The sequence below is a fragment of the Butyrivibrio sp. X503 genome, assembly GCF_003625475.1.
Lineage (GTDB): Bacteria > Bacillota > Clostridia > Lachnospirales > Lachnospiraceae > Butyrivibrio.
On sequence record NZ_RAIQ01000005.1, the window covers coordinates 159,465 to 181,137 of the forward strand.

Annotated in this window: 21 protein-coding genes; 19 read left to right on the top strand and 2 right to left on the bottom strand. The window is 42.3% G+C overall.

Annotation, left to right across the window (positions count from 1 at the left end; all coding sequences use genetic code 11):
- Positions 1–97: 97 nt before the first annotated feature.
- Together D6853_RS10860 and D6853_RS10865 are read left to right on the top strand one after the other, a co-directional pair.
- Positions 98–1,054 carry a Fic family protein gene (locus tag D6853_RS10860; protein WP_120658033.1) on the top strand — a complete coding sequence of 319 codons (957 nt, stop codon included), beginning with the start codon at positions 98–100 and terminating at the stop codon, positions 1,052–1,054.
- Positions 1,055–1,098: 44 nt separating this feature from the next.
- A complete protein-coding gene (locus tag D6853_RS10865) occupies positions 1,099–1,815 on the top strand; it encodes a Pr6Pr family membrane protein (RefSeq protein WP_120658034.1) in 717 nt (238 codons plus the stop codon).
- Between the two features lie 91 nt (positions 1,816–1,906).
- On the opposite strand, the gene D6853_RS10870 is transcribed toward D6853_RS10865, so the two are convergent.
- Positions 1,907–2,611, bottom strand: a complete 705-nt coding sequence (locus tag D6853_RS10870) for a DUF975 family protein (RefSeq protein WP_120658035.1) — start codon at positions 2,609–2,611, stop codon at positions 1,907–1,909.
- A gap of 208 nt (positions 2,612–2,819) precedes the next feature.
- Between D6853_RS10870 and D6853_RS10875 the strand changes: the two genes are divergently transcribed.
- From D6853_RS10875 to D6853_RS10890, 4 genes are all read left to right on the top strand, one after another.
- The gene (locus D6853_RS10875; RefSeq protein WP_120658036.1) at positions 2,820–3,968 is read left to right on the top strand and encodes a zinc ribbon domain-containing protein; all 1,149 of its coding nucleotides are present in this window, start codon (positions 2,820–2,822) and stop codon (positions 3,966–3,968) included.
- 99 nt (positions 3,969–4,067) lie between these two features.
- Positions 4,068–5,129, top strand: coding sequence for a YARHG domain-containing protein (locus D6853_RS10880; protein WP_120658146.1), 1,062 nt, complete (start codon positions 4,068–4,070; stop codon positions 5,127–5,129).
- On the top strand, positions 5,126–6,037 hold the full coding sequence (locus D6853_RS10885; RefSeq protein WP_120658037.1) for an N-acetylmuramoyl-L-alanine amidase family protein: 912 nt from the start codon (positions 5,126–5,128) through the stop codon (positions 6,035–6,037). The genes D6853_RS10880 and D6853_RS10885 overlap by 4 nt, the downstream gene beginning before the upstream one ends.
- A 205-nt stretch (positions 6,038–6,242) precedes the next feature.
- Positions 6,243–7,199: a helix-turn-helix domain-containing protein gene (locus D6853_RS10890; protein WP_120658038.1), complete on the top strand. Its 957-nt coding sequence runs from the start codon at positions 6,243–6,245 to the stop codon at positions 7,197–7,199.
- Between the two features lie 61 nt (positions 7,200–7,260).
- Here D6853_RS10890 and D6853_RS10895 read toward each other — a convergent pair whose 3' ends face one another.
- On the bottom strand, positions 7,261–8,547 hold the full coding sequence (locus tag D6853_RS10895; RefSeq protein WP_120658039.1) for an NAD(P)/FAD-dependent oxidoreductase: 1,287 nt from the start codon (positions 8,545–8,547) through the stop codon (positions 7,261–7,263).
- Between the two features lie 140 nt (positions 8,548–8,687).
- Between D6853_RS10895 and D6853_RS10900 the strand changes: the two genes are divergently transcribed.
- The 13 genes from D6853_RS10900 (at position 8,688) to D6853_RS10960 (ending at position 21,240) form a co-directional block, all read left to right on the top strand.
- Positions 8,688–9,509, top strand: a complete 822-nt coding sequence (locus tag D6853_RS10900) for a hypothetical protein (protein ID WP_120658040.1) — start codon at positions 8,688–8,690, stop codon at positions 9,507–9,509.
- Positions 9,510–9,529: 20 nt separating this feature from the next.
- Positions 9,530–9,883 (top strand): arsenate reductase family protein, encoded by a 354-nt coding sequence (locus tag D6853_RS10905; RefSeq protein ID WP_092248048.1) that lies wholly within the window; start codon positions 9,530–9,532, stop codon positions 9,881–9,883.
- Positions 9,884–9,905: 22 nt separating this feature from the next.
- Positions 9,906–10,574: a nitroreductase family protein gene (locus tag D6853_RS10910; protein WP_158588734.1), complete on the top strand. Its 669-nt coding sequence runs from the start codon at positions 9,906–9,908 to the stop codon at positions 10,572–10,574.
- A gap of 121 nt (positions 10,575–10,695) precedes the next feature.
- On the top strand, positions 10,696–11,049 hold the full coding sequence (locus D6853_RS10915; RefSeq protein ID WP_120658042.1) for a metal-sensing transcriptional repressor: 354 nt from the start codon (positions 10,696–10,698) through the stop codon (positions 11,047–11,049).
- Positions 11,050–11,064: 15 nt separating this feature from the next.
- On the top strand, positions 11,065–13,623 hold the full coding sequence (locus D6853_RS10920; RefSeq protein ID WP_120658043.1) for a heavy metal translocating P-type ATPase: 2,559 nt from the start codon (positions 11,065–11,067) through the stop codon (positions 13,621–13,623).
- A gap of 150 nt (positions 13,624–13,773) precedes the next feature.
- A complete protein-coding gene (locus D6853_RS10925; RefSeq protein ID WP_120658044.1) occupies positions 13,774–15,072 on the top strand; it encodes an ABC transporter substrate-binding protein in 1,299 nt (432 codons plus the stop codon).
- 8 nt (positions 15,073–15,080) lie between these two features.
- Positions 15,081–15,956 carry a carbohydrate ABC transporter permease gene (locus tag D6853_RS10930; RefSeq protein WP_120658045.1) on the top strand — a complete coding sequence of 292 codons (876 nt, stop codon included), beginning with the start codon at positions 15,081–15,083 and terminating at the stop codon, positions 15,954–15,956.
- A gap of 2 nt (positions 15,957–15,958) precedes the next feature.
- Positions 15,959–16,786 (top strand): carbohydrate ABC transporter permease, encoded by an 828-nt coding sequence (locus D6853_RS10935; protein ID WP_243108340.1) that lies wholly within the window; start codon positions 15,959–15,961, stop codon positions 16,784–16,786.
- Positions 16,787–16,788: 2 nt separating this feature from the next.
- Positions 16,789–18,516, top strand: a complete 1,728-nt coding sequence (locus D6853_RS10940) for a sensor histidine kinase (protein WP_120658047.1) — start codon at positions 16,789–16,791, stop codon at positions 18,514–18,516.
- Positions 18,517–18,533: 17 nt separating this feature from the next.
- Positions 18,534–19,271 carry a response regulator transcription factor gene (locus tag D6853_RS10945; RefSeq protein ID WP_243108341.1) on the top strand — a complete coding sequence of 246 codons (738 nt, stop codon included), beginning with the start codon at positions 18,534–18,536 and terminating at the stop codon, positions 19,269–19,271.
- Between the two features lie 98 nt (positions 19,272–19,369).
- Complete coding sequence (locus D6853_RS10950; RefSeq protein ID WP_120658048.1) at positions 19,370–20,296, top strand: DUF2156 domain-containing protein; 927 nt, start codon at positions 19,370–19,372, stop codon at positions 20,294–20,296.
- Positions 20,293–20,955: a GNAT family N-acetyltransferase gene (locus D6853_RS10955; protein WP_120658049.1), complete on the top strand. Its 663-nt coding sequence runs from the start codon at positions 20,293–20,295 to the stop codon at positions 20,953–20,955. Before D6853_RS10950 ends, D6853_RS10955 begins: the two co-directional genes overlap by 4 nt.
- A gap of 6 nt (positions 20,956–20,961) precedes the next feature.
- Positions 20,962–21,240 carry a hypothetical protein gene (locus D6853_RS10960; RefSeq protein ID WP_120658050.1) on the top strand — a complete coding sequence of 93 codons (279 nt, stop codon included), beginning with the start codon at positions 20,962–20,964 and terminating at the stop codon, positions 21,238–21,240.
- The last annotated feature ends 433 nt before the right edge of the window (positions 21,241–21,673 follow it).

Here is a 21,673-nt window from a genome sequence, read left to right on the forward strand (position 1 = left end):
GGATAATCTTTACTTTTTATTCCTTAAAGCCCTAAAATCTTTACTTTTTTAGCGCGCCGCGGTAAAATAAGTAAAGATTATTGGAGGTGAGACAAATATGATTTCGTATGAGGGTCTTGAAAAAGCCTTAAAGAAAAAAGGCATAGGAAAGACTGAGCTCTCTACGGAACTTGGGCTATCCACACGAACGGTCGCCAAGATAGCTAAGGGAGAGAAGCTTTCCAAGCGAAGTATACAGAAGATTGCTGAATATCTCGGCGAATCGCCTGATGTGATCATGAGAGATATTTCAGACAACAGCATTCTTCAGGTTCTTCGTGATGAAAAAGAAATGAGATTGTCCGGTGGCCTTTATCATGAGCTCCAGGTCAGGATGACATATAATTCAAATCATATTGAGGGAAGCAAGCTTTCGGAAGATCAGACAAGATTGATTTTTGAAACCAATACTCTTGATGTGAGAGATGGGATTCCTGTGGATGATGTTCTGGAAACGGTTCATCATTTTAGGGCGATAGATTATGTGATAGATATTGCAGAGGATGAGCTAACTGAAGATATCATCAAACAACTGCATTTTGTTTTAAAGCATGATACCAAGGATTCGACTCTGGGATGGTTTGCGGTAGGTGATTACAAAAAGCGTGCGAATGTCGTTGGTGGCAGAGAAACATCAAAGCCATCTGAGGTGCATAAGCACATGAAGGCTTTGATTGATAAATATAATGCCAAGGAAAAGGTCACGTTTGAAGATATCGTAGCATTTCATGCAGAGTTCGAATTAATCCATCCCTTCCAGGATGGAAACGGGCGTGTCGGAAGACTTGTTGCATTAAAAGAATGCCTTCATCACAATGTGATACCTTTCATCATTGAAGATGCAAAGAAGAACTATTATTACAGAGGACTTTCCGAATGGAAAAATGAGAAGGACTGGCTTATTGATACCTGTCTCGATGGACAGGACACTTTTGTAAAGCTACTGGATATGCTTGAAATATCGCGAACAGATATTTTGACGATTTGCTCAAATTTAACAGATGATATAAAATAAGATACTTGGTGGGGAAAAGCGAAAAAGGAAAGAGGTAACTAAATATGAGTAAAATTTCTAAGAGCAGAGATGCGCAGATCGTATTTCAGTCTTTTTACTGCGCACTTGCGCTGATTGCATGCGTGGGAAGCGTTGGCTTTTTTAACATGCAGTTTGAAGGGGACTTCTATATCTTCTTCACAAACATCAGTAACTATCTGTGTGCAGGCATTATGCTTGTCGAGCTTGTTCAGACCCTTAAGAAAAACGGCGATGGATATGTGACATTTATGCCGGGGCTTCGCGTGATAAGTATGCTTGGAATCATACTGACATTTTTGGTTTTCAACATCTTGCTGGCCGGTGATGCGGGAAGAGATCCTGCGCTCAATTATAAAGTTGAATGTATTCTGTGCCATGTCGTTTTGCCTATCATGTATACAGCTGATTGGGTGATGTTCTATGAGCACGGCAAGATGAACTGGAAAATGCCGCTTCTGTCATCGCTGTTCCCGCTTGCATACGTGGGATATGTATTCGCGCATGCGGCGCTGAGAAACTTTGACAGCAGCATAATGAATCACACAGGAACAAATCCTCTGATTTATCCGTACTTTTTCTTAAATCCGGAGAGAGTCGGAATACAGGGTGTGATCACTTGGGTTCTTGTACTATTGGTGTTCTTTATAGTATTGGGATTTATCTTTATGCTGATAGATCATGTGCTTGGAAGAAAAAAGAAAACTGTGTTACAGGAGCAAGCTTGTGGAGAAGCGCTTTAATTATCCGGCGATGTGCTAAAGAGCACATCGCCTTTTTGTATCGGCAATAAAAAGGGCGGAACGCTGAAATGGCGCTCCGCCTGCTTGCATTTTAAGCTACAGTATCAGTGCCTTTTTTAAGTTCAAGATAAAGTGCTGCATTAGTATTGGAATAGTATGGATTGGTCCATAAGATACCAACAATTCCACATGTGATTATGGTTAGAAGGAACCATCCGATAAATGAAAGATCGAGCACAAATGCGTTCCACTTATGTCCGTTCATCATCATGCGTGATCTGGTGATTACTTCTGTGGCGGATAATTCCGGGTTGTCTTTTAAGATAAAAGGAACCATTCTGTAGGAATAGCCCTTAATTAGTCCCGGGATAATAAAAAGAAGTGACCACAATGCAAGGAACAGATCGGTTAAAAATAGTGTGCAGAAGGTATGTCCGTAGTCGCCAAAACCTTCCTTGATGGCAGATAGCGAGGTTCCGGGATTCTCTGCGTTAAGACGGAAGAATCTGTAGCATCCGACTTTTAAAGGATTGAAAACAAAGATCTTAAGAACCAGCAGAACTGCATAAGAAGCAAGAAATACTGTAAGGAGCGTTACTAATAACGCTATTGCTTGGTCTGCGGGTATTGATATAGAAGAGCCGGATTCACCGCTCGCCTGATTGTTTGAATATCTGCTTACAGCAGCTGAACCCCCTGCGAAAAGAGATGCTATTAGCGCGGCGACAACACTGTTGCCGTAATTAGCCTTAAACGCACTTTTCCCTTTTGCCTTAACATCACTGATAGTCCACATAAATATATCCCTCCTAGTCTATTGACAATATATTGTCATTATAGCACAAATTAATATTTGGAAATTAGCTCATGAAAGTTATAAAGAATTATTGACTAAAATGCCCAAAATGCCCAGAAAAATTAAGGCTTTGTAAATGAAATGTTGATTTTGGTTGTGATATCGGTATATAATGGGTAATATATTTTGCTAAAAAGGAGAGAGTACAATGAATCAAGCAGTAAAGAGTCCGTTACTTACGGCAAAGAACATTATCAGAGTTCTTTCTATAATAGTAACTATAATCTTTTTTTGCCCATCATTTTTAGTATCATGTTCCGGACAGACAGTCGAGGTATCGGCAATGACCGGAGTTACCGGAGTTAAATCATATGGAGAGACGGTTGCTGAGCCGCATCCCATCATGCTTGTCTGCTTATTGTTACCAATCGCTATTTTTGTGCTTATGCTTATTAAGAAGTTTAGGCATGAGATAACAGCGCTGATTGTCGCAATCATTGCGTTAGTTGATATGATTGTATGGTTTATTTTCAGAGCCGGTGTAAAGAAAGCAGCCGAGGATAAGATGTGTACTGTTAAGACAACAGGCTGGTTTGCATTTAATATTTTCCTGCTCCTGCTTATCATTATTCTATCGGTGTTAGTAGTGATCAGGGTTATTCGAATGCAGGAAAATCTTGTGGATAGATTTACCGGTGAGGGCGCGCAGCATACGTTCAGTCAGATGTCTGCGGCAGTTAGTCAGATGACACAGACGGTAGGTCAGCTTGCCGGAAATGTTTCTTCCAATGTTGGAAAGGCCAGGGTTCCCAAAGAGGAAATTATGGGATACTGCATTAAATGCGGAACTCCGCTGATCTTTGGTAACAAATTCTGCACATCATGCGGAAGATCTATTCCCGAGGATTATATTGCTGAGGCGGAAGAAGAAAGAAGAATCGCTGAAGAGGCAAGAAGAGCAGCGGAAGAGGCAGCTCGTAAGGAAGCAGAAGAAAGAGCCAGAAGAGAGGCCGAAGAAAGAGAAAGAAGAGAAGCTGAGGAAAGAGCCAGAAGAGAAGCCGAAGAAGCAGCAAGACGCGAAGAAGAAGCTTTAAGGCGTGCCGAAGAGAGAGCCAGACGTGAAGAAGCTGCAGCAAGACGTGCCGAAGAGGAAGCAAGACGTGAAGAGGCTGCGGAAAGACGTTCCAGAGAAGCAGCAAGACGATTTGAGGATGTCGAGAGATATACTGATGAGCTTACAGATAGGGAAATATCTAAGTTGGCGTTCGGATCAGGCCCGGCATTTTGCTCATCATGCGGAGCTAAGCTTCCCAAAGGAGCAGCGTTCTGCTCATCATGTGGAGCAAAGGTAGAATAATACTTCGGGTGTTGAAATATTGAATCCCCAGCTACACAGCTGGGGATTTTTTAGGGGAATAACAGATGAATAGAAAAAATAGATCATAGGAGGATCGAGATGTTTTGTGGAAAATGTGGTGTCGAGAATGATGACAAGGCGCAGTTTTGCAGAAGTTGCGGAGCACCTTTGATTTCGGTGAAAGCACCTGTGAATTCGAGGATCGTTCCGAAGAAGGAGACGGTAAGTCGTAATGATCGTGATATAGATTATGACGAAAGAGATTACGATGACAGAGACTATGATCGCGACTACGACTATGGCCGCCGTGCACCTTCCTTTTCTTTGGACAGCATTGCGCAGGTTCCCAAACAGTTATTAGCGGGAATAGGCGCAGGCATTGTTGCGCTTATAATTATTCTTTGCCTGGTGCTGTGTTCAAAACCTACTATTGATTTAAACAAATATCTAACGGTTGAGACAGAAGGATATAACGGAAGCGGTAACGCGAGGGTAAGTATAGACTGGGAAGCCATTGAAGCCAAGTATGGCAAAAAGCTTAAATTCAACAAGAAGGCTAAGAAAGAGTACGGAGCTTTGATTGGCGAAATGACACCGGTCGATGCGATTCGTGATTACGTAGATGTAGAGCTTAATAAAGACGAGGATCTGTCCAATGACGAGGAAATTATATACAGATGGAACATCGGTGAAAACCTGTCTGAATATGTGAATTGTAAGATCAAAGTAAAGAGCGGCAAATATAAGGTTTCAGATCTCCCGGAAGGAGAAGAGTCCGCTGATGAAGAGGCTTCGGAGTCTCATGATGAAGATTCGGAGTCCGCAGAGAATGAAGAGCACGGCGATTCGGAAGAGCCGAACGATGACGAAGAAGAAAACGAGAATCCGGATTATCTTTTGCCCAATAGCGGAAGCGAACCTATAACTAAAGAAGACCTCGAAGGCTTCGATGCACAAAAATGCAAGATAGCAAGAAACGAGATCTATGCCCGTCACGGCAGAAAATTTAAGGACGAAGAGCTACAGGCCTACTTTGATTCCAAGGAATGGTATGAGGGAAAGATTGATCCCGATAAATTCCAGGAAACGGATCTGACGGATATAGAGATAAAGAATAAAGACGTGATTGTTGAGTACGAAAAGGAAAAGGGATTTAGATGATTTTTAAAAAGATGAAGATGCTTCTTGCATTATCGGCAGCTCTTTTGCTGGTTGCATGTGGGGATGAGGATCTTAGTGTCCAAAAAGCTTCTTCAGATGCGAGCGCTGAAGTGACGTTGGAAAACGAACAGGATACGTTTATATCGGGAAACTCAGATGTATCAGGAAACTCAGATGTATCGGGGAATTCATATATATCGGAGAACTCTTATATTTCAGAGAACTCCTACATTTCGGGTAATTCGTATTCGAAAGCTGGAACAGCAAACGGCAAATTGATTGTCATAGATGCCGGTCATCAGGCGAGATGCAATAATGAAAAAGAGCCTTTGGGACCCGGATCGAGTGAGATGAAACCCAAGGTTTCAGGTGGAACCGCAGGTGTCGCGAGCGGACTGTATGAATACGAACTAACGTTGGATGTTTCGTTAAAGCTTAGAGACGAGCTTGAAAGTCGCGGATATGAAGTTGTTATGGTAAGAGAGACTCATGATGTAAACATCAGTAATTCCGAGCGCGCGATGATTGCCAATGACAATAACGCAGACGCATTTATAAGGATTCACGCCAACGGTTCGGACAATCCGGACGCAAACGGTGCAATGACTATCTGCCAGACTTCAAAGAGCCCGTACAACGCAGATGTTTATCCGGAGAGCAAGAGACTGTCGACGTGCGTGCTTGATGGAATGGTCGAAGCGACCGGATGTAAAAAAGAAAAAGTGTGGGAAACAAATACTATGAGTGGCATCAACTGGAGTCAGGTTCCCGTGACGATAGTTGAGATGGGATACATGACAAACAAAAAGGAAGATCTTTTGATGGCGACAGATGACTATCAGTGGAAGATCGCAACCGGAATAGCCGATGGTATAGATGAATATTTTGAAGACGATCAGAGAACCTAAGGGGGCATAAACCGGGCCCAGGTGACGAGGCTAACGGGCCCCAAAACATCAGGGGTAAAAGACAGACTTTTCGCGTATTTACGGCGGGGCAACACTACGTTGCCTCGCTTTTTCGTAGGTGTTGCTTGCATATTTTGGTGGGATACGAGATACTGATTTCAACATCTGCAGGTGAATTTTATAACGCGAAAGGAGCAGAGTAAAGATGGTCGAATTTGGCGAACAGCTGAGACGTGCAAGAGAAGAAAAAGGAATGACGCAGCAGACATTGGCTGAACAATTATATGTCACAAGACAGACTGTTTCCCATTGGGAGTGCGGAGACAGATACCCGGATCTTGTCACAACAAAGAAAATATCACAGATTCTGGAAGTGAGCCTTGACGACCTTCTTTCCGGAAATGATATGACAAAAGTAGTTGAAAAGAGCCTTGTAGTGGAGAGCAAAACAGCAAATAATATAATGATCGCGCTTTATGCCATCGTAGTATTGTCTCTTATAATATCCGTGGTGAACAATGTTATGGGCATTGGCCTAAGAGTAGCGGAATATGCGAACATGTCAGATGGCATGACGCATGGGATTGGACTTGATAGTTGGGTTACAGTGCTGGGATACATTATAGAAGCGGTAGTATTTACCATCGGACTTATAAGTGCGGTAAAAGACACATTGACGCCCAAAAGAATAGGACTGATTCTGGTGATCGCATTTAGTATCATGTGCATAATCTATATAGCATCTATGGGTGTTTTGGTCATAGCTGCAATTATCCGTCCTCATGAAGCATTATTTATTAATTGGTACCGGATAGCAAGGACAATCGGAACTCCCGTGCTCATAACCTTCATTGCTGCCATAGCTTCATTTTTCTTTTTTATAAAAGAGAAAACTGTGAAATTCTGGCCGGCGCTTATCACGGTAGTTTCTATAGCAGGAATAGCAACATGCTTAATTAGATGTTTCAATAATATAAGTGAGATATTTAGATATTCGGCCGATGGAGGGAGCAGTTTTGGCCACTGGAATTATAAGGACAATGCTTTGATGTTGTTACTTGGAATAACAAGTTATGCGCTGCTACTCTATCAGACACGGACATTGTACAGAAAGCGCAAAGTTGCAATGGACATTAGTAATGAAAACAATCAGGAAGCATAAGTTTTTTACAAAAGCCCGCATCATTTGCGGGCTTTTGCTTGTAGATCACTATGTGGTCGGATTACTCAAAACTGCTAGCTAAACTCATTTGATTCAGATTACATATTTTTTCAAAGATACTTGGTCTTTCTCGGCGGATTTTTTCATCGTGCTCACGTATTGTTTTCCAAATAAGCTTGGGAGTCTTGTATTGACTGTATGTTCCGATAAGGCATTTATCCTTTACTAATGAGAATAGATAATCGAGATCTCTATCTGTGTAAGTAGGGACAAGAGAATAGCCTTGGCTGACTCTAAGATAATCATCTCCATTAAATTCAAATGATTTTTGCCACCATGCAGTGTATGAGTTCCATCCTTTTTCGCCATTAAGTTCTGCATTAACAGCTTTGGCGGCGTGGTAGCCGCATAATAATGCACCTTGAGTCTCAACTTCAACAAACGCAGCGGCATCACCGATTACAATCACATTTCCTTTGCATGGATTCTTCATGGGAGTAAAGGCTTTTACAGAGCATCCATGTTCTTCAACAACTTCACTTCCTTTGAAACAATCAGATATTGGACTGTTGGAAATTATATCAGAAAATGCTTTATCCGGACGATAATTTTTGTCAGAAGAAATAGTAACCTCGTTGTATTCATCACCGAGCAGGCTTGGACCGATTATTACGGGAGCATTTGTATGATATGCTTTTCCGTAAAAAAGATTCCAGCTATTCTTTTCAATACCTTTTATCCCTTTAACAACACATTTATAGGTAAGCGCAGTAGCTAAATGCTTGCGATGTTTGTTCATACCTAGTTTTTGGGCGATGCTTGCATTTACGCCTTCTGCGTCAATTAATTTGTTACAACGAAGAGTTTTCTTAGCATGGTTGTCATTAAAATCGCAGATAGTAACTTCTACATGGGTTCTAAGGTCTTTTACTGCAGTACATAGATGATTCATGTAAACCGAGACACCCATTTTTAAACATTCTTCATATATGCCATGGAGTAATTCGCTTTTATCAAATTTATAAGAGAATGGCTTTTTACCATCGCCAAAAGAAATGGTATTGCCATTAGGCGAACGATAGTATTTTTTAAAAATTGGAACAAGTTTTGAATTATATGGGACTGAAAACCCGCTCTTGGGAAAGCGAAATGTCGAATTTTCAACAACAATTCCTTCTCCTTCATAATCATCGTCAAGAATCAGTTGCATAGAACAAGCTCGGGAAGCGATATCATTCATGTTGCTTTTTAGATCAATCAGGGCAACCGTTCTACCCATACCTGCTAGTTCATGTGCCGAAAAAAGCCCGGCAGGACCTGAACCGATAATGATAACATCGTAATTCATATTTTATTTACCTCTTTCCTTTTTCTTTTATTGCAGTGGTTAAACCGCAATTGTGTATAAGTATATCATCGATCTGCAACAAAGTATGCATTTAAACTGTGTTATTATTATAAAAACCGTATAATTTTTCGGGAGGAGCAATGAATTCTGTAAACATTACGGATGTTGATGAGACAACGCGTTGTAAATATTTCATCATGGGAGCGTTATTGGTAATACCGGTTATCATGATCGCATTTTTTGTGCCAAGCAGCTATTTCGGTGGATTTATGGCAAATGTGATCCTAATATATTTGGCGTGGTACTTCTATTTTTTGATTTTGTCTTTAAAGAATTTGGAAAAAAGAAAGCTGTTCGAGACGATAGCGGTTATAGTACTGATAGTACATCTCGTGATAACATTTGTTTATATATATGTGACCGGGAGGCCGTACGGAGAATCGGATGATCCGAGAAATGTCTTATATGTTTTGGCGTCAGCACTACCGGTTTCATTAATAATCCTTGATCGGTCAAAAAAGCAGATTCTTAGTTATATATCTGTCGTATTAACTTATTTGTTGGAGATTCCGATTTTTCTTTTTTCGCTATGGAGATTCAGTAATTTCAACATCTTTAAGCATTTGGGGCTAAAAGATATCATGTTTGGATTCGCAATCAGACTAGATTCAATCATCATCGGAGTTTTGCTGATAATAGTATTAAACATGATCAATAAAGGGAAACAGGTAAAGACAATCTTCTTTTTCGCCCCGTTTATTATCAGTTACTTGTGGAGCTTTGTATTTAGTCTTATAAAAGATGGATTGCCTATTTTGACGGAAGGAACCGGAAGAGAAGGCTTTATAAGATGCGTCGAATCCTGCGTTATGAACGTCGGCTTTTGTAAGTTTACATTCGCAATAGCCATGATATGCATTTATAATAGAATGAAGATGAGAGAAGAAAATGCTGAGACTTAGATAACCTAGGAGGACACACAATGATAAAAGTATATTGCTATTCAAAATGTTCCACCTGCAAAAAAGCCTTGAAATGGCTTGATGACAATGGCGTTAAATACGAAAACATCGACATAAAAGAGAACCATCCCGACAAGAAGACGCTCAAAGATCTTAACGCAAAAAGCGGTCTTCCGCTGAAGAAGTTCTTCAACACAAGCGGAATGCTCTACAGAGAAATGGAACTTTCCAAGAAGCTTCCGAACATGAGCGACGACGAGATGCTGGATATTCTTGCATCAGACGGAATGCTCGTTAAGAGACCCTTGCTCATAAAAGACAAAACCGTGCTCGCAGGCTTCAAGGAAGATGAGTGGAAAAAAGCAGTGTTGTAATAATGCGCTGAAAGGAGATGCTATGAACGATATAGAAGCGATCCTTGCAAGACATTCAGTCAGAAACTATTTGGAAAAAAGAATCGAACCTGAAAAGGTTAGACTGATAAAAGAAAAAGTGGATGAGCTCAACAAGGAAGGAAATCTTCATCTGCAGTTCATCGAAGATGCGGGAGATGCGTACAACAGGCTTCTCAACAAGGCCATGGGCCTGGCTTCCGCTCCGAGCGTTATAGCCTGTGTCGGAAAGGATGCAAAAGACTTAGAGCAAAGAGTCGGATATTACGGCGAGAAGCTCGTCCTTTTTGCACAGACCTTGGGACTTAACACCTGCTGGGCGGGAACCTTCAACCGCAAGAAGATTGCAGATGAGGTTTTGGACGGTGAGCGACTTGTGATATCCATCGCGATCGGATACGGCAAGAATCAAGGCAATCCTCATAAGTCAAAAGACATTTCGCAGTTATGCGAAGCGCCCGGCAGCAGACCTGAGTGGTTCGACAAAGGGATGGAGATGGCTCTTTTGGCGCCCACTGCGATCAATCAGCAGAGATTCCTTATCAAACTAAAAGACGACGAAACGATAGAATTCGTTGACAAAGGCGGCCCCTTCAGCCAAGTGGACATCGGAATTGTAAGACGCCACTTTGAAATCGGGGCGGGGAAAACACAGCCCGCTGCAAAAAATTAAATTTCACAAAATCTAATTGACAAATACCCTAAGGGGGTATATATTAATCTCAAAAGATTGGTATACCCCTCTAGGGTATTTTTGTACTCAAAAAAGATACACTGTTCGGTAGGAGGAAGATATGGCAAGGAAGAAGGAAAACGCAGAAGACATGCACGAAATGGAAGAGATAAGCACAAGCTGCCCGCACTGCTCTGCTAAGCATAAAGACAGAGAAGATAAGGAGAAAAAAGATCTCATAAACAGGCTGAAACGAATTGAGGGACAGGTGCGAGGTGTTGAGGGCATGCTTGAAAACGATGCCTATTGCACGGATATTCTGGTGCAGGTATCAGCGATCACTTCGGCGCTCAACAGCTTCAATAAGGTTCTTCTTGCCAATCACATGAAATCATGTGTGGCAAACAACATTCGTGAAGGCAACGACGAGATCATTGATGAGCTTGTTGTTACGCTTCAGAAGCTTATGAAGTAAATGTAGGTAAAAGATATGGAACAATACAACGTAACAGGTATGAGCTGTGCTGCATGCCAGGCCAGAGTTGAAAAGGCGGTAAGCGCGATCGACGGAGTCGAGAGCTGCGCGGTAAGCCTTCTCACAAACTCGATGGGCGTTGAAGGCAGCGCATCAAGCGAAGAAATAATAAAAGCGGTGGAAGCCGCAGGATACGGAGCAAGCCTTAAATCGTCGGCGTCTAAGGCAGCAGGAACTAATGCTTCGGATGCAAGCGAGGATTCTCTAAAAGATACAGAGACTCCCAAGTTAAAAAAGAGGTTGATCGCTTCGATAGTTCTTTTGATCCCTCTTATGTACGTGTCGATGGGACATATGCTGTGGGATTGGCCGTTGCCCGGATTCTTAAACGGAAACCATGTGGCGATGGGGCTGTACCAGCTCCTGATAGCTGGCCTTATCATGGTCATAAATCAGAAGTTTTTCATAAGCGGTTTCAGAGGTCTTCTTCACAGATCACCCAACATGGACACACTCGTTGCGCTCGGAGCCACAGCTTCTTTTGCGTACAGCGTATATGCGCTTTTTGCGATGACCGGCGCCGTGCTCGAAGCAGATACCGATAAGGTCAGGTACTTCATGGATCAGTTCTATTTCGAATCTGCGGCGACAATACTTACGCTTATCACGGTCGGAAAAACGCTAGAAGCAAAGTCAAAAGGAAAAACGACCGACGCGCTTAAGTCACTTATGAAGATGGCGCCTAAGACCGCTGTCCTTTTAAAGGACGGCGTGGAAAAAGAGGTTTCGATCGAGGAAGTTAAAGTTTCAGACAAGTTCGTTGTAAGACCCGGCGACAGTATACCCGTGGACGGTATCGTGACTGAGGGCGAGAGCGCGGTGAATGAATCCGCACTTACGGGTGAGAGCATTCCTGTGGAAAAACAAGTCGGAGACAAGGTGTCCGCAGCAACGATAAACACCTCCGGATACATGGTCTGCGAGGCAACAAGAGTCGGAGAGGACACAACGCTTGCGGGGATCATCCGCATGGTGAGCGATGCAGCAGCGACCAAGGCACCTATCGCCAAGATCGCTGACAGAGTTTCAGGCGTATTTGTTCCGGTTGTCATTGCGATAGCGATCATAACCTTTATCGTCTGGCTTCTTGTCGGACAGACCTTCGGCTATGCCATCGCTAGAGCAGTATCGGTGCTTGTTATAAGTTGCCCTTGTGCACTTGGGCTTGCAACTCCCGTTGCGATCATGGTCGGAAACGGCGTCGGAGCAAGAAGCGGAATATTGTACAAGACAGCAGCTTCGCAAGAGCTTGTCGGAAAGACACAGATCGTTGCGCTTGATAAGACAGGAACGATAACAACAGGGATCATGCAGGTTACAGACATTATCCCGACGAAAGGATCAGATAAAGAGGAACTTCTTAAGATCGCTTATTCACTTGAAGCTAAGAGTGAACATCCTATCTCGAAGGCGATCGCGACAAGCGCCGAGGAACAGGGGATCAAGCTTGAAGAGACAAAAGAGTTTGAGGCTTTGTCCGGAAACGGTTTAAGAGCTAAACTTGGTGACAGCGTGGTTGCAGGCGGAAATGCTAAGTTTATAGAGACGATCGCAGGTGACGCCGTCGCTTCACATAAAAGTACAATGGATGAGCTTGCTAAGCAGGGCAAGACGCCGGTTCTTTTTACCGTGAATAATGAACTTATCGGCATTATAGCCGTTGCGGATACGATAAAAGAGGATTCGGCAGAGGCAATCTCTCAGCTTAAGGAAATGGGAATCCACGTCGTGATGCTTACCGGAGACAACAAGATAACAGCCAAGGCGATCGCGGATCAGGCAGGTGTTGACGAAGTTGTCGCAGAAGTTTTGCCTGACGGAAAAGAGTCTGTGGTAAAAGAGCTTATGACTCAGGGCAAGGTTGCCATGGTCGGAGACGGGATCAATGATGCGCCTGCACTTACCCGCGCGGACATAGGGATCGCGATAGGAGCAGGAACAGATATTGCCATAGATGCAGCGGACGTCGTTCTTATGAAGGGAAGCCTTCTTGATGTTGCGGCAGCTATAAGGGTCTCAAGAGCGACTCTTAAGAACATAAAAGAGAATTTATTCTGGGCATTCTTTTACAACGTCGTCGGAATCCCGCTCGCGGCAGGCTGCTATGTAGCTGCATTCGGCTGGACACTCAACCCGATGTTCGGCGCCGCAGCAATGGGACTTTCAAGCTTCTGTGTAGTATCCAATGCGCTTAGACTGAATCTTCTCAAGGTATATGACAGCACGAAAGATAAAGCGATAAAACTCCCGCTTACAGGGAATTTGATAGAAAAATCAACCAATGATGAAATAGAAAAGGAGAACAAGCAAATGAATATCACAGTTAACGGAATGATGTGCGCACACTGCGAGGCACACGTAAAAAAGGCACTTGAGGCGATCGATGGAATTACAACAGCTACAGCTTCTCACGAGAAGAATCTTGTAACTATAGAAACCACCAAGGACATCGACGAAGCACTCATCAAAGCAGCTGTTGAAGAAGCAGGCTACGAGTACGGCGGAAAAGCCTGAGCCGGATGCACTTTGGGGAAGGGTTAATGGTCCATTTTAAAATCAGGTAAAAAAAGTTATATTTTAGGTAAAAAAAATACGTATTAAACGATCTGCTTTAGATGCAAAGTATAAGTGTATTGAATAACCTTATTTGTAAAGGAGGACGGTATGAAAAAAAGATTGGCGGCGATATTGATCGCTACATTTACACTGTGCAGCATCTTAAGCGGATGTGGAAAAACTACCGATTCATCAGCTCCTACAGGTGCCGATGATAGTGCGAAAGCCGGTGGTGCACAAACTTTAAAGATATGGTCTATTGCAACGGAGGGAGATTCGTCTCATCATGCTTATGAGGCAGCTATCGCTGATTATATGAGTGCACATCCCGATGTGACTGTTGAGATGGAAACCTTCGAAAACGAGTCTTATAAAACCAAGATCAAAACCGTTGCCGCTTCGGATGAATTACCCGATATTTACTTTACTTGGGGCGGCGGATTTTCACAGCCTTTTGTTGAGGCAGGCAAGGCTTTGAATCTGGATTCTTATTACACTGATTATCAGGATGAATTACCACAGGGAACTATGTCATATGCTACCTACGACGGATCTGTATATGGCGTTCCCTACGTGGTTTCTATTTCAGGAATTTTCTATAACAAAAAAATGTTTGAACAATATGGTCTTAGCGAGCCCAAAACCTGGGACGATCTGATGAACGTTACCAAAACTTTTTTGGATAACGGAATCACTCCTTTTGGTGTAAGCGTTAAGGAAGCATGGGTTATGGCAATGTTTAACGATGCACTCACTCTTAAGTGTGTAGGACCTGAGATGCTTGATAAGGCATTTACAGGAAGCGGAACAGGATACGAAGATGCAGGATTTACGGATGCAGCTGAGAAGCTCAGCGAGCTCTTTAAGATGGGAGCATTTGATAAAAATGCGGCTGCACTTTCAAATGACGAAGCAGTTTCGGAATTTTTGGCAGGAACAGTTCCTATGTATGTGACAGGAGCATGGCTTGATGGTTCGATCCAATCCGGAGCAGAGAATCCCGATGACTTCTCATTCATGCCTTTCCCCGCATGTAGCGATCAGGCTGTTCTTGAGGACTCAATGGGCGGAGCTCAGGATATGTTGATGGTAAATCCCAAAACAAAGGATGCCGATCTTGCTGCAAACGCTGCTTTTGAGATAGCTAAGAGCCTGTCCAAGTACGGATATCAGGATGGTGCCGGTCTGGCAGCTTGGAAAGTTGATTATGAAGTGGAAGGACAGAGCCCTATTTCCGAGCGCATGGCAGAGTGCGTAAACGAGGCAAACTCACTGACAGTTTGGTCCGGAACACTCATGAGCGCAGAGGATTATACAGATTATCAGTCTGCTCTTCAGGAGTTCTTTGTTGGCAACATAGATTCAAAGACATTTGTTGAAACAATGAATAAGATGTTGACAGAGTAGGTGTTAACATGGATAAAGTCAGACACAACAAGGGGGCAGCAATTATATTGCTGCTCCCTGCAATAATATTATTTGTATCCATTATCATCATACCTATTATATGTTCCGGGTATTACAGTCTTACGGAATGGGACGGAATAAGGGATAAAGTATTTATCGGTTTTTCCAACTACCGTGAATTGTTCGAGGGAGAAGTTTTACGCGGTTCTATTAAAAACATGCTTCTACTGGCTCTGTGCGCTGTAGGTATCCAGCTTCCTCTCGCTCTTGTTTTTGCGATCCTGATATCAGGAGGAATAAAGGGCGAAAAGATGTATATGACGGTATTCTTTATTCCTGTTATGCTTTCGACAGTTGTGATCGGTCAGCTTTGGCTCAAGATATATAACCCGTCTCACGGGTTGTTAAATGGGATCTTAAGCATGATAGGTCTTGAGAATTATGCGGATTCTTGGCTTGGCAATCAGGGAAAAGTACTGGCGGCAGTCTTTGTCCCGATGATATGGCAATATGTCGGATACCATATGCTGTTAATGTATGCAGGTATCAAATCCATCAACTCAGAGATAATAGAAGCTGCCAAAATAGATGGAGCGAACGGATTTCAGATTGCATGTCGCATAACAATACCAATGCTCATGCCGGTGCTTGAAGTATGTACTATCTTTGCGGTTACCGGTGCATTTAAGTCCTTCGATCTTATCTACATTCTTACGGGAGGCGGCCCTGCGCATGCTTCGGAAGTTCCGAGTACATTGATGTTTACTGAGATCTTTCAAAAGAACCATTATGGTGTCGGTAGCGCGATAGCTATTTTTATAATACTGATATGCTTCACTTCTGCCATCATTATCAAACGTATTTTTAAACGTTGGGAGGTGTGACAGTGAAGGAAAAGATAGCAAAAAAGATTAAGCACATTATCCTTATCATATGGTTGGTATTGTGTATATTTCCGCTATATTGGTTGTTGGCATTTTCGCTAAAAAACAACAATGAGATTTTTAACGGAAATCCTCTGGCACTTCCTAAGGTGTGGCAGTTTGAAAATTATAAGAGCGCTATGTCGGTAGGAAACGTGCTCGTATATTTTAGAAACAGCATTTTTGTAACGGCACTTACGATAGTGATCGTGATCATCACTTCGGTTATGGCTTCCTATGCGCTCAGCAGACTTATATTTGTCGGAAGAAAGATGTTAAATATACTGTTTGTACTGGGACTTACGATCCCGATACATGCTGCGCTGTTGCCTGTTTTTTTGATACTGCAGAAAATAGGATTTCTTAACTCATATGCATCGCTTATAATCCCTTATTCTGCCTTTGCATTATCTATGGCAATACTTATATGCAACAGTTTTATGGCGGGTATCCCTTACGAACTGGAGGACGCTGCCTGCATTGACGGATGCGGAACCTTGGGGATCTTCTTTAGGGTAATTGTTCCGCTGATGAGACCTGCACTTTCTACCATAGCTATTTTTACATTTCTTCAGGCGTGGAATGAATTGATGTTTGCAACTGTATTTATAAGCGATTCTCAGCATAGAACACTCACAGTTGGTATCCAAACACTTGCAGGCACTTATTCGACCAATTGGGGGCCCATAGGTGCAGCCCTTGCAATTGCAACATTCCCGACAATTGTAGTATATTTATTCATGAGTAACAAAGTTCAGCAAAGCCTCATTGCAGGAGCTGTGAAGGGGTGATTATGTTCAAAAATTTAAAGCATAGAATACTCTTTAAAGGTAATTTAAAAAAGCACATGCGTATAATGCTTGCGCTTATGCTTACGGGTTACCTCGGGGTATCTATGCTTTTCTTTTGCATTGTTCTTCAGCACAGGCTTATCCCGTATTACAGAAGCGTCAACGAGGATGCACTCGAGACTGCAAAGATAAGCTGTGAGAAGGTCTTTGAAAATCTAAGTTCCCTAAGTAAGATAATAATGTTTTCGGATGAGATAACGGCATACCTTACGGATAATAATTCATCGCATTACGCGCATACCAAGGAAGCCATAAGATATATGTATCTGTGCACCAATTACTATGACAAGATCGATTCGGTCTACGTGTTTAAAACAAACGGTGAATACGTAAATATCAATACATCATTCGGGCATGTGAGAGTTGACAGAGATAAGGTAAAAAACACTGATTGGATAAAAGATATTACGTCACTGGGCGGAGGATATCGCGTGCTTACAGACAAAAACGGATTATTTATCCGAAAAGACCGCGAATTCTTTACTTTTATCCGTGCCATCAATGATCTTGAAACATTGCGGCCGATAGGAGTGATAGCGATTAATTGTCCGCTCAGTCTTTTGGAAAGTGCTGTCGGAGACAGTGAGGATCTGGCACTGTTTGACAGTAACGGAAATGTTTTCTTCGGAGAAGAATTCAGTAAGCAGTTTATAGGTGAGCATCTGAGTGAGCTTGTTGAGGGGAATGATGACGGGAACGTTCATGCTCTTGATAAATATTCTACAGCTACGGCAAGCATTGCCAATTCCGATCTGTTTCTCATAAAGAAAATGGCAATATCCGTTGTGTCGCAGATGCAGAGGGAAATAATATGGCTACTTGTTATCCTGCTCATCCTGGCGGTGGTATTTATGTATGCTATGAATATGTATATGAGGATCATAGTGATAAGGCCGCTTGAGAAGCTTTCCGAGACAATGGATAAGGTAAAAGACGGATACATGCATCGGGCAGGACTTACAACTCAGGTCGATGAGATCAATATTTTAAAAGACAGCTATAACAACATGATCATAAAGATCAATGATCTTATCCTTGAACTGGTTGAGCAGGAGAAGGTTCTTGCACAGAGCAGATTGGATGTTCTGGTAGAGCAGATAAATCCGCATTTCCTTTATAACACACTGGAAACCTTGGGCTATATGTCATTGGAAAGTGACAGGAAAGAAGTATATGAAGCGATAGTTAGTCTCGGAGATTTTTACAGGATATTCTTAAACAGCGGCGAAGAAATGACTACGGTAGAGCTTGAACTGGAAATGATACAGAACTATTTGAAGCTTCAGAAACTGCGTTATGATGACTTGTTTGAAGACTACTATGATATAAATCCCAGAGTCCTGAATATTCATATACCTAAGCTGATACTGCAGCCGCTTGTCGAAAATTCTTTATATCATGGGCTTCGCAAAAAGGATGAAAAAGGAGTTATCAGGATAACTGCGGATTTTGAAGATAATAATCTTGCACTTACCATTTATGATTCCGGAATCGGAATGACGGAAGAAGAGATAGAAAAGGTGATACACACAGACACCGGTGGCTTTGGCTTGTATAAGACCCTTCAAAGATTGAGTTACCTGTACAAGAGCGAAAACCTTTACAGGATCGAGTCAGTTAAAGGAGAGTTCTTTAAGATAACCTTACTTCTTCCGTATGATAAATGTTGATACATGAGGGAATCGTCATGCATAGAATAATGATAGTCGATGATGAAAAGGCCATAAGAAATCTGATAAAAAAACTTATTAAGTGGGATGAGCTTGATGCAGAATTTGTAGGTGAAGCAAAGAGCGGTATAGAAGCAATACAATTGCTCGACGATCTGATGCCGGACATAATCCTTGTCGACATCAGAATGCCCTTTATGGATGGACTTACCTTCATCAAGTACCTTCGAGAGATCTATGAAAATATAAGCGTTATCGTTATTTCCGCGTATTCTGATTTTGAGTATGCGAGACAGTGTATTGAGCTTGGTGTTGAGCATTATCTTTTAAAACCGATATCAGAAAATAAGCTGAATGAGACGGTCGCAGATTCGATAAACAGAGGAAGAAAAAGAATCAATGAAAGTAAGGAGTCTTCGCCTTCCGAATACAACATCAACCGCTATGTGGCCTATATGAAAAAGAACTATGCCAATCCTGAGCTTAGCATGTCATATGCCGCAAAGCACTTTGGGTTCAGCAGTGGATATTTCAGTAGAAAGTTTAAAGAAGTCACAGGAGAGACCTTTGTCGATAGCCTGACCTCGTATCGAATGGAAAGAGCAATGGAGATGGCTCTTAAAGGAGAACTTATGTACATGGCTGCCGAGGCGGTTGGAATTCCCGATGTAAGTTATTTTGGGAAATGCTTCAAAAGGCACACCGGCATGTCATATACCGAATATGCCAAGGATGGTACCAAAGGACGGGTGTAATGGTTCATATTTTTTTAATTTGACAAAAGATGAAATGCGGACTAAATTGATTGTGTACAATCTAATATAATGTTCATTCGTTAGTTTGGAGTCTAATTATGGATAAAAAACTTACATTTCATAAACCGAATTTTGAAGAAGCTGCGGAGCTTTCCAAGATATATGCGTTAAGAAACAACAAGACCTGCGACAGCACGGTGCTTGATACGTATATCTGGAAAGGTCTGTATAATACGGAAGTTTATTATGAGGAGGGCGCTGCGCTCATTCTTATGAAGGATGAGAAGGGCTATTTTGCGGCGATGCCCTACTGCAGCGAAGAGGATCTTCCAAAGTATTTCGAGCTTTTAAGGCAATATTTCCACGAGGAATTAAAGAGTCCACTTAGGATCGACCTTGCGGATGAGGATGCGCTGAAAGCTTTGGGATTGTTTGAGAACTCCGAATATATCATTGAGGAAGAGACCGATCTAAAGGACTATCTCTACGATGCCGAGGAGCTAAGGACCCTTGCGGGAAAGAAGTTCCAGAAAAAGAGAAATCTCGTAAATAAATTCATGAAAGAATACGAGGGCAGATGGGAATACAAGACCATGTGCTGCGTCGATGAGTATTTCCTTGAAGAGTTCATGAAAAAATGGGTCGATAACAGAGTTGCAGAAGGTGCGGATAGCGAAGATATGCTTTTTGTGGAAAAAGACGGTATCATAGATATCCTTAGAAACTGCGATAAAGTTACGTTCAGAGTAGGCGGTATCTTCATTGATGAAACACTTGAAGCATTTTCCATCGGCTCATATAACAGCAGGGAAAAAATGGCGGTTATCAGCGTGGAGAAAGGCAATTCCGCCATTCCCGGAATTTACCAGGTCATCAATCAGCAATTTCTTATAAATTCCTTTGAAGAAGCAGAGCTTGTAAACAGAGAAGACGACATGGGACTTGAGGGTCTAAGGCAGGCCAAGGAGAGCTACAACCCGATCGGATACGCCAGAAAATACAGGGTTTGTGAGAAGAGCATATGATAAAAGAGTATTCGCAAAAGGATATTTTGGAAAAAGAGAATACGAGAGCGCTCTACGAAGAGTCTTTTGACGATCCGAAGGAATTTGTCGATTACTACTATGAAGACAAATGCAGTGACAACAGGATGATCGTGAGCGAGGAAAACGGTGAAGTTATTTCGATGCTTCACCTTAATCCGTATACGGTGAATCTATGCGGAGAGCTTGTTCCGTCTTACTACGTCGTTGCCGTTGCGACCAAAGAAAGCAGGCGCCGCGAGAGACAGATGACGCGGGTGTTTGAAAAGACTTTCGAGCTTCTAAAAAAAGAGCACATTCCATTCGTATTTCTTTTGCCTGTGGACGAGTCCATCTATTCCTGGATGGGCTTTGAAAAAGTGTGCGATTTTACCATGAATAGAATCGCCGACTACGAAGAGATCAAGAAAAACTACGATATCTACTGCGTCAGAGACGACGATTATATCCGCAGAATGAATAGGGAAGACGAGCTTCGCGCGCTCGACAAAGGCGAAGTCCTCCCCGACAATCCCGTGATCATGGCGAAGATCACCGACCTCGAGGCGTTTAATGCCGCAGTGGGAGCGGGCTTTACGACCGAGAAAGAAGCCCTGGCGTGGATGAGAGATAGAAGAATGTATATTTGCGAGGAAGTATAAAGGATTATGGAAAAGTATGATATAACCGATATGTATTCTTTTTTGCCTAAAAAAGATTTGGGATTAGATAATGTAAAAAAGATTTTTTTGAAGAGTGCTTCGAACGCATTGAATGAAATAGATGGCTATACAGTGATAGGATATGATGAAGGTTCAGATTATCCTGAAAATGTGATGCTTTTGTCGCAGGAACTAATATCTGAAAAGAAGAAGGTAGCAATTGTAAAAAAGGAAGATGTAGTGACAGCTATCGTTGGATATCGCGAAATAGGTAGAGATGGATAATTTGTAAAACAATTCTTTCTCTGGATTTTGCAACTTTGGGCATGCGAAATACGATTTTCTTCAAATTTGCATGCCTGATTTGGCGATTTTATCGGTATTACAATTGAAATTTGGGTATCAACAGAGGTGTGTAAGCATGCGCTTTGAGGTTTTTCATAAAAGCGCATGCTTTTTCTATGGTTTCGAGGCATGTATTTTTGCAAAAATAGCTGATTTGCGTGTCGATAAACGATATCACGCTCATTTTCGAGGCGCTGGGAGGAGCAAATCGACTTGCCGAGGATGCATGGCATTTTTTTGGAGGGGAATGATACAACGAGCGGTATGGATACAACAAAAAATGACAACTGAAAAATCGAAATATAAGAGGCTGGAGATACAAGGTGCGCTTATCATAATTCTTAAACGGGGCAAATTAATATAAGCAAGAGGT

What these genes read in the sequence shown, in the direction of transcription:
- D6853_RS10860 (WP_120658033.1), top strand. Translation starts at nt 98, where the DNA reads ATGATTTCGTATGAGGGTCTTGAAAAAGCCTTAAAGAAAAAAGGCATA.
- D6853_RS10865 (WP_120658034.1), top strand. Translation starts at nt 1,099, where the DNA reads ATGAGTAAAATTTCTAAGAGCAGAGATGCGCAGATCGTATTTCAGTCT.
- D6853_RS10870 (WP_120658035.1), bottom strand. Translation starts at nt 2,611, where the DNA reads ATGTGGACTATCAGTGATGTTAAGGCAAAAGGGAAAAGTGCGTTTAAG.
- D6853_RS10875 (WP_120658036.1), top strand. Translation starts at nt 2,820, where the DNA reads ATGAATCAAGCAGTAAAGAGTCCGTTACTTACGGCAAAGAACATTATC.
- D6853_RS10880 (WP_120658146.1), top strand. Translation starts at nt 4,068, where the DNA reads ATGTTTTGTGGAAAATGTGGTGTCGAGAATGATGACAAGGCGCAGTTT.
- D6853_RS10885 (WP_120658037.1), top strand. Translation starts at nt 5,126, where the DNA reads ATGATTTTTAAAAAGATGAAGATGCTTCTTGCATTATCGGCAGCTCTT.
- D6853_RS10890 (WP_120658038.1), top strand. Translation starts at nt 6,243, where the DNA reads ATGGTCGAATTTGGCGAACAGCTGAGACGTGCAAGAGAAGAAAAAGGA.
- D6853_RS10895 (WP_120658039.1), bottom strand. Translation starts at nt 8,547, where the DNA reads ATGAATTACGATGTTATCATTATCGGTTCAGGTCCTGCCGGGCTTTTT.
- D6853_RS10900 (WP_120658040.1), top strand. Translation starts at nt 8,688, where the DNA reads ATGAATTCTGTAAACATTACGGATGTTGATGAGACAACGCGTTGTAAA.
- D6853_RS10905 (WP_092248048.1), top strand. Translation starts at nt 9,530, where the DNA reads ATGATAAAAGTATATTGCTATTCAAAATGTTCCACCTGCAAAAAAGCC.
- D6853_RS10910 (WP_158588734.1), top strand. Translation starts at nt 9,906, where the DNA reads ATGAACGATATAGAAGCGATCCTTGCAAGACATTCAGTCAGAAACTAT.
- D6853_RS10915 (WP_120658042.1), top strand. Translation starts at nt 10,696, where the DNA reads ATGGCAAGGAAGAAGGAAAACGCAGAAGACATGCACGAAATGGAAGAG.
- D6853_RS10920 (WP_120658043.1), top strand. Translation starts at nt 11,065, where the DNA reads ATGGAACAATACAACGTAACAGGTATGAGCTGTGCTGCATGCCAGGCC.
- D6853_RS10925 (WP_120658044.1), top strand. Translation starts at nt 13,774, where the DNA reads ATGAAAAAAAGATTGGCGGCGATATTGATCGCTACATTTACACTGTGC.
- D6853_RS10930 (WP_120658045.1), top strand. Translation starts at nt 15,081, where the DNA reads ATGGATAAAGTCAGACACAACAAGGGGGCAGCAATTATATTGCTGCTC.
- D6853_RS10940 (WP_120658047.1), top strand. Translation starts at nt 16,789, where the DNA reads ATGTTCAAAAATTTAAAGCATAGAATACTCTTTAAAGGTAATTTAAAA.
- D6853_RS10945 (WP_243108341.1), top strand. Translation starts at nt 18,534, where the DNA reads ATGCATAGAATAATGATAGTCGATGATGAAAAGGCCATAAGAAATCTG.
- D6853_RS10950 (WP_120658048.1), top strand. Translation starts at nt 19,370, where the DNA reads ATGGATAAAAAACTTACATTTCATAAACCGAATTTTGAAGAAGCTGCG.
- D6853_RS10955 (WP_120658049.1), top strand. Translation starts at nt 20,293, where the DNA reads ATGATAAAAGAGTATTCGCAAAAGGATATTTTGGAAAAAGAGAATACG.
- D6853_RS10960 (WP_120658050.1), top strand. Translation starts at nt 20,962, where the DNA reads ATGGAAAAGTATGATATAACCGATATGTATTCTTTTTTGCCTAAAAAA.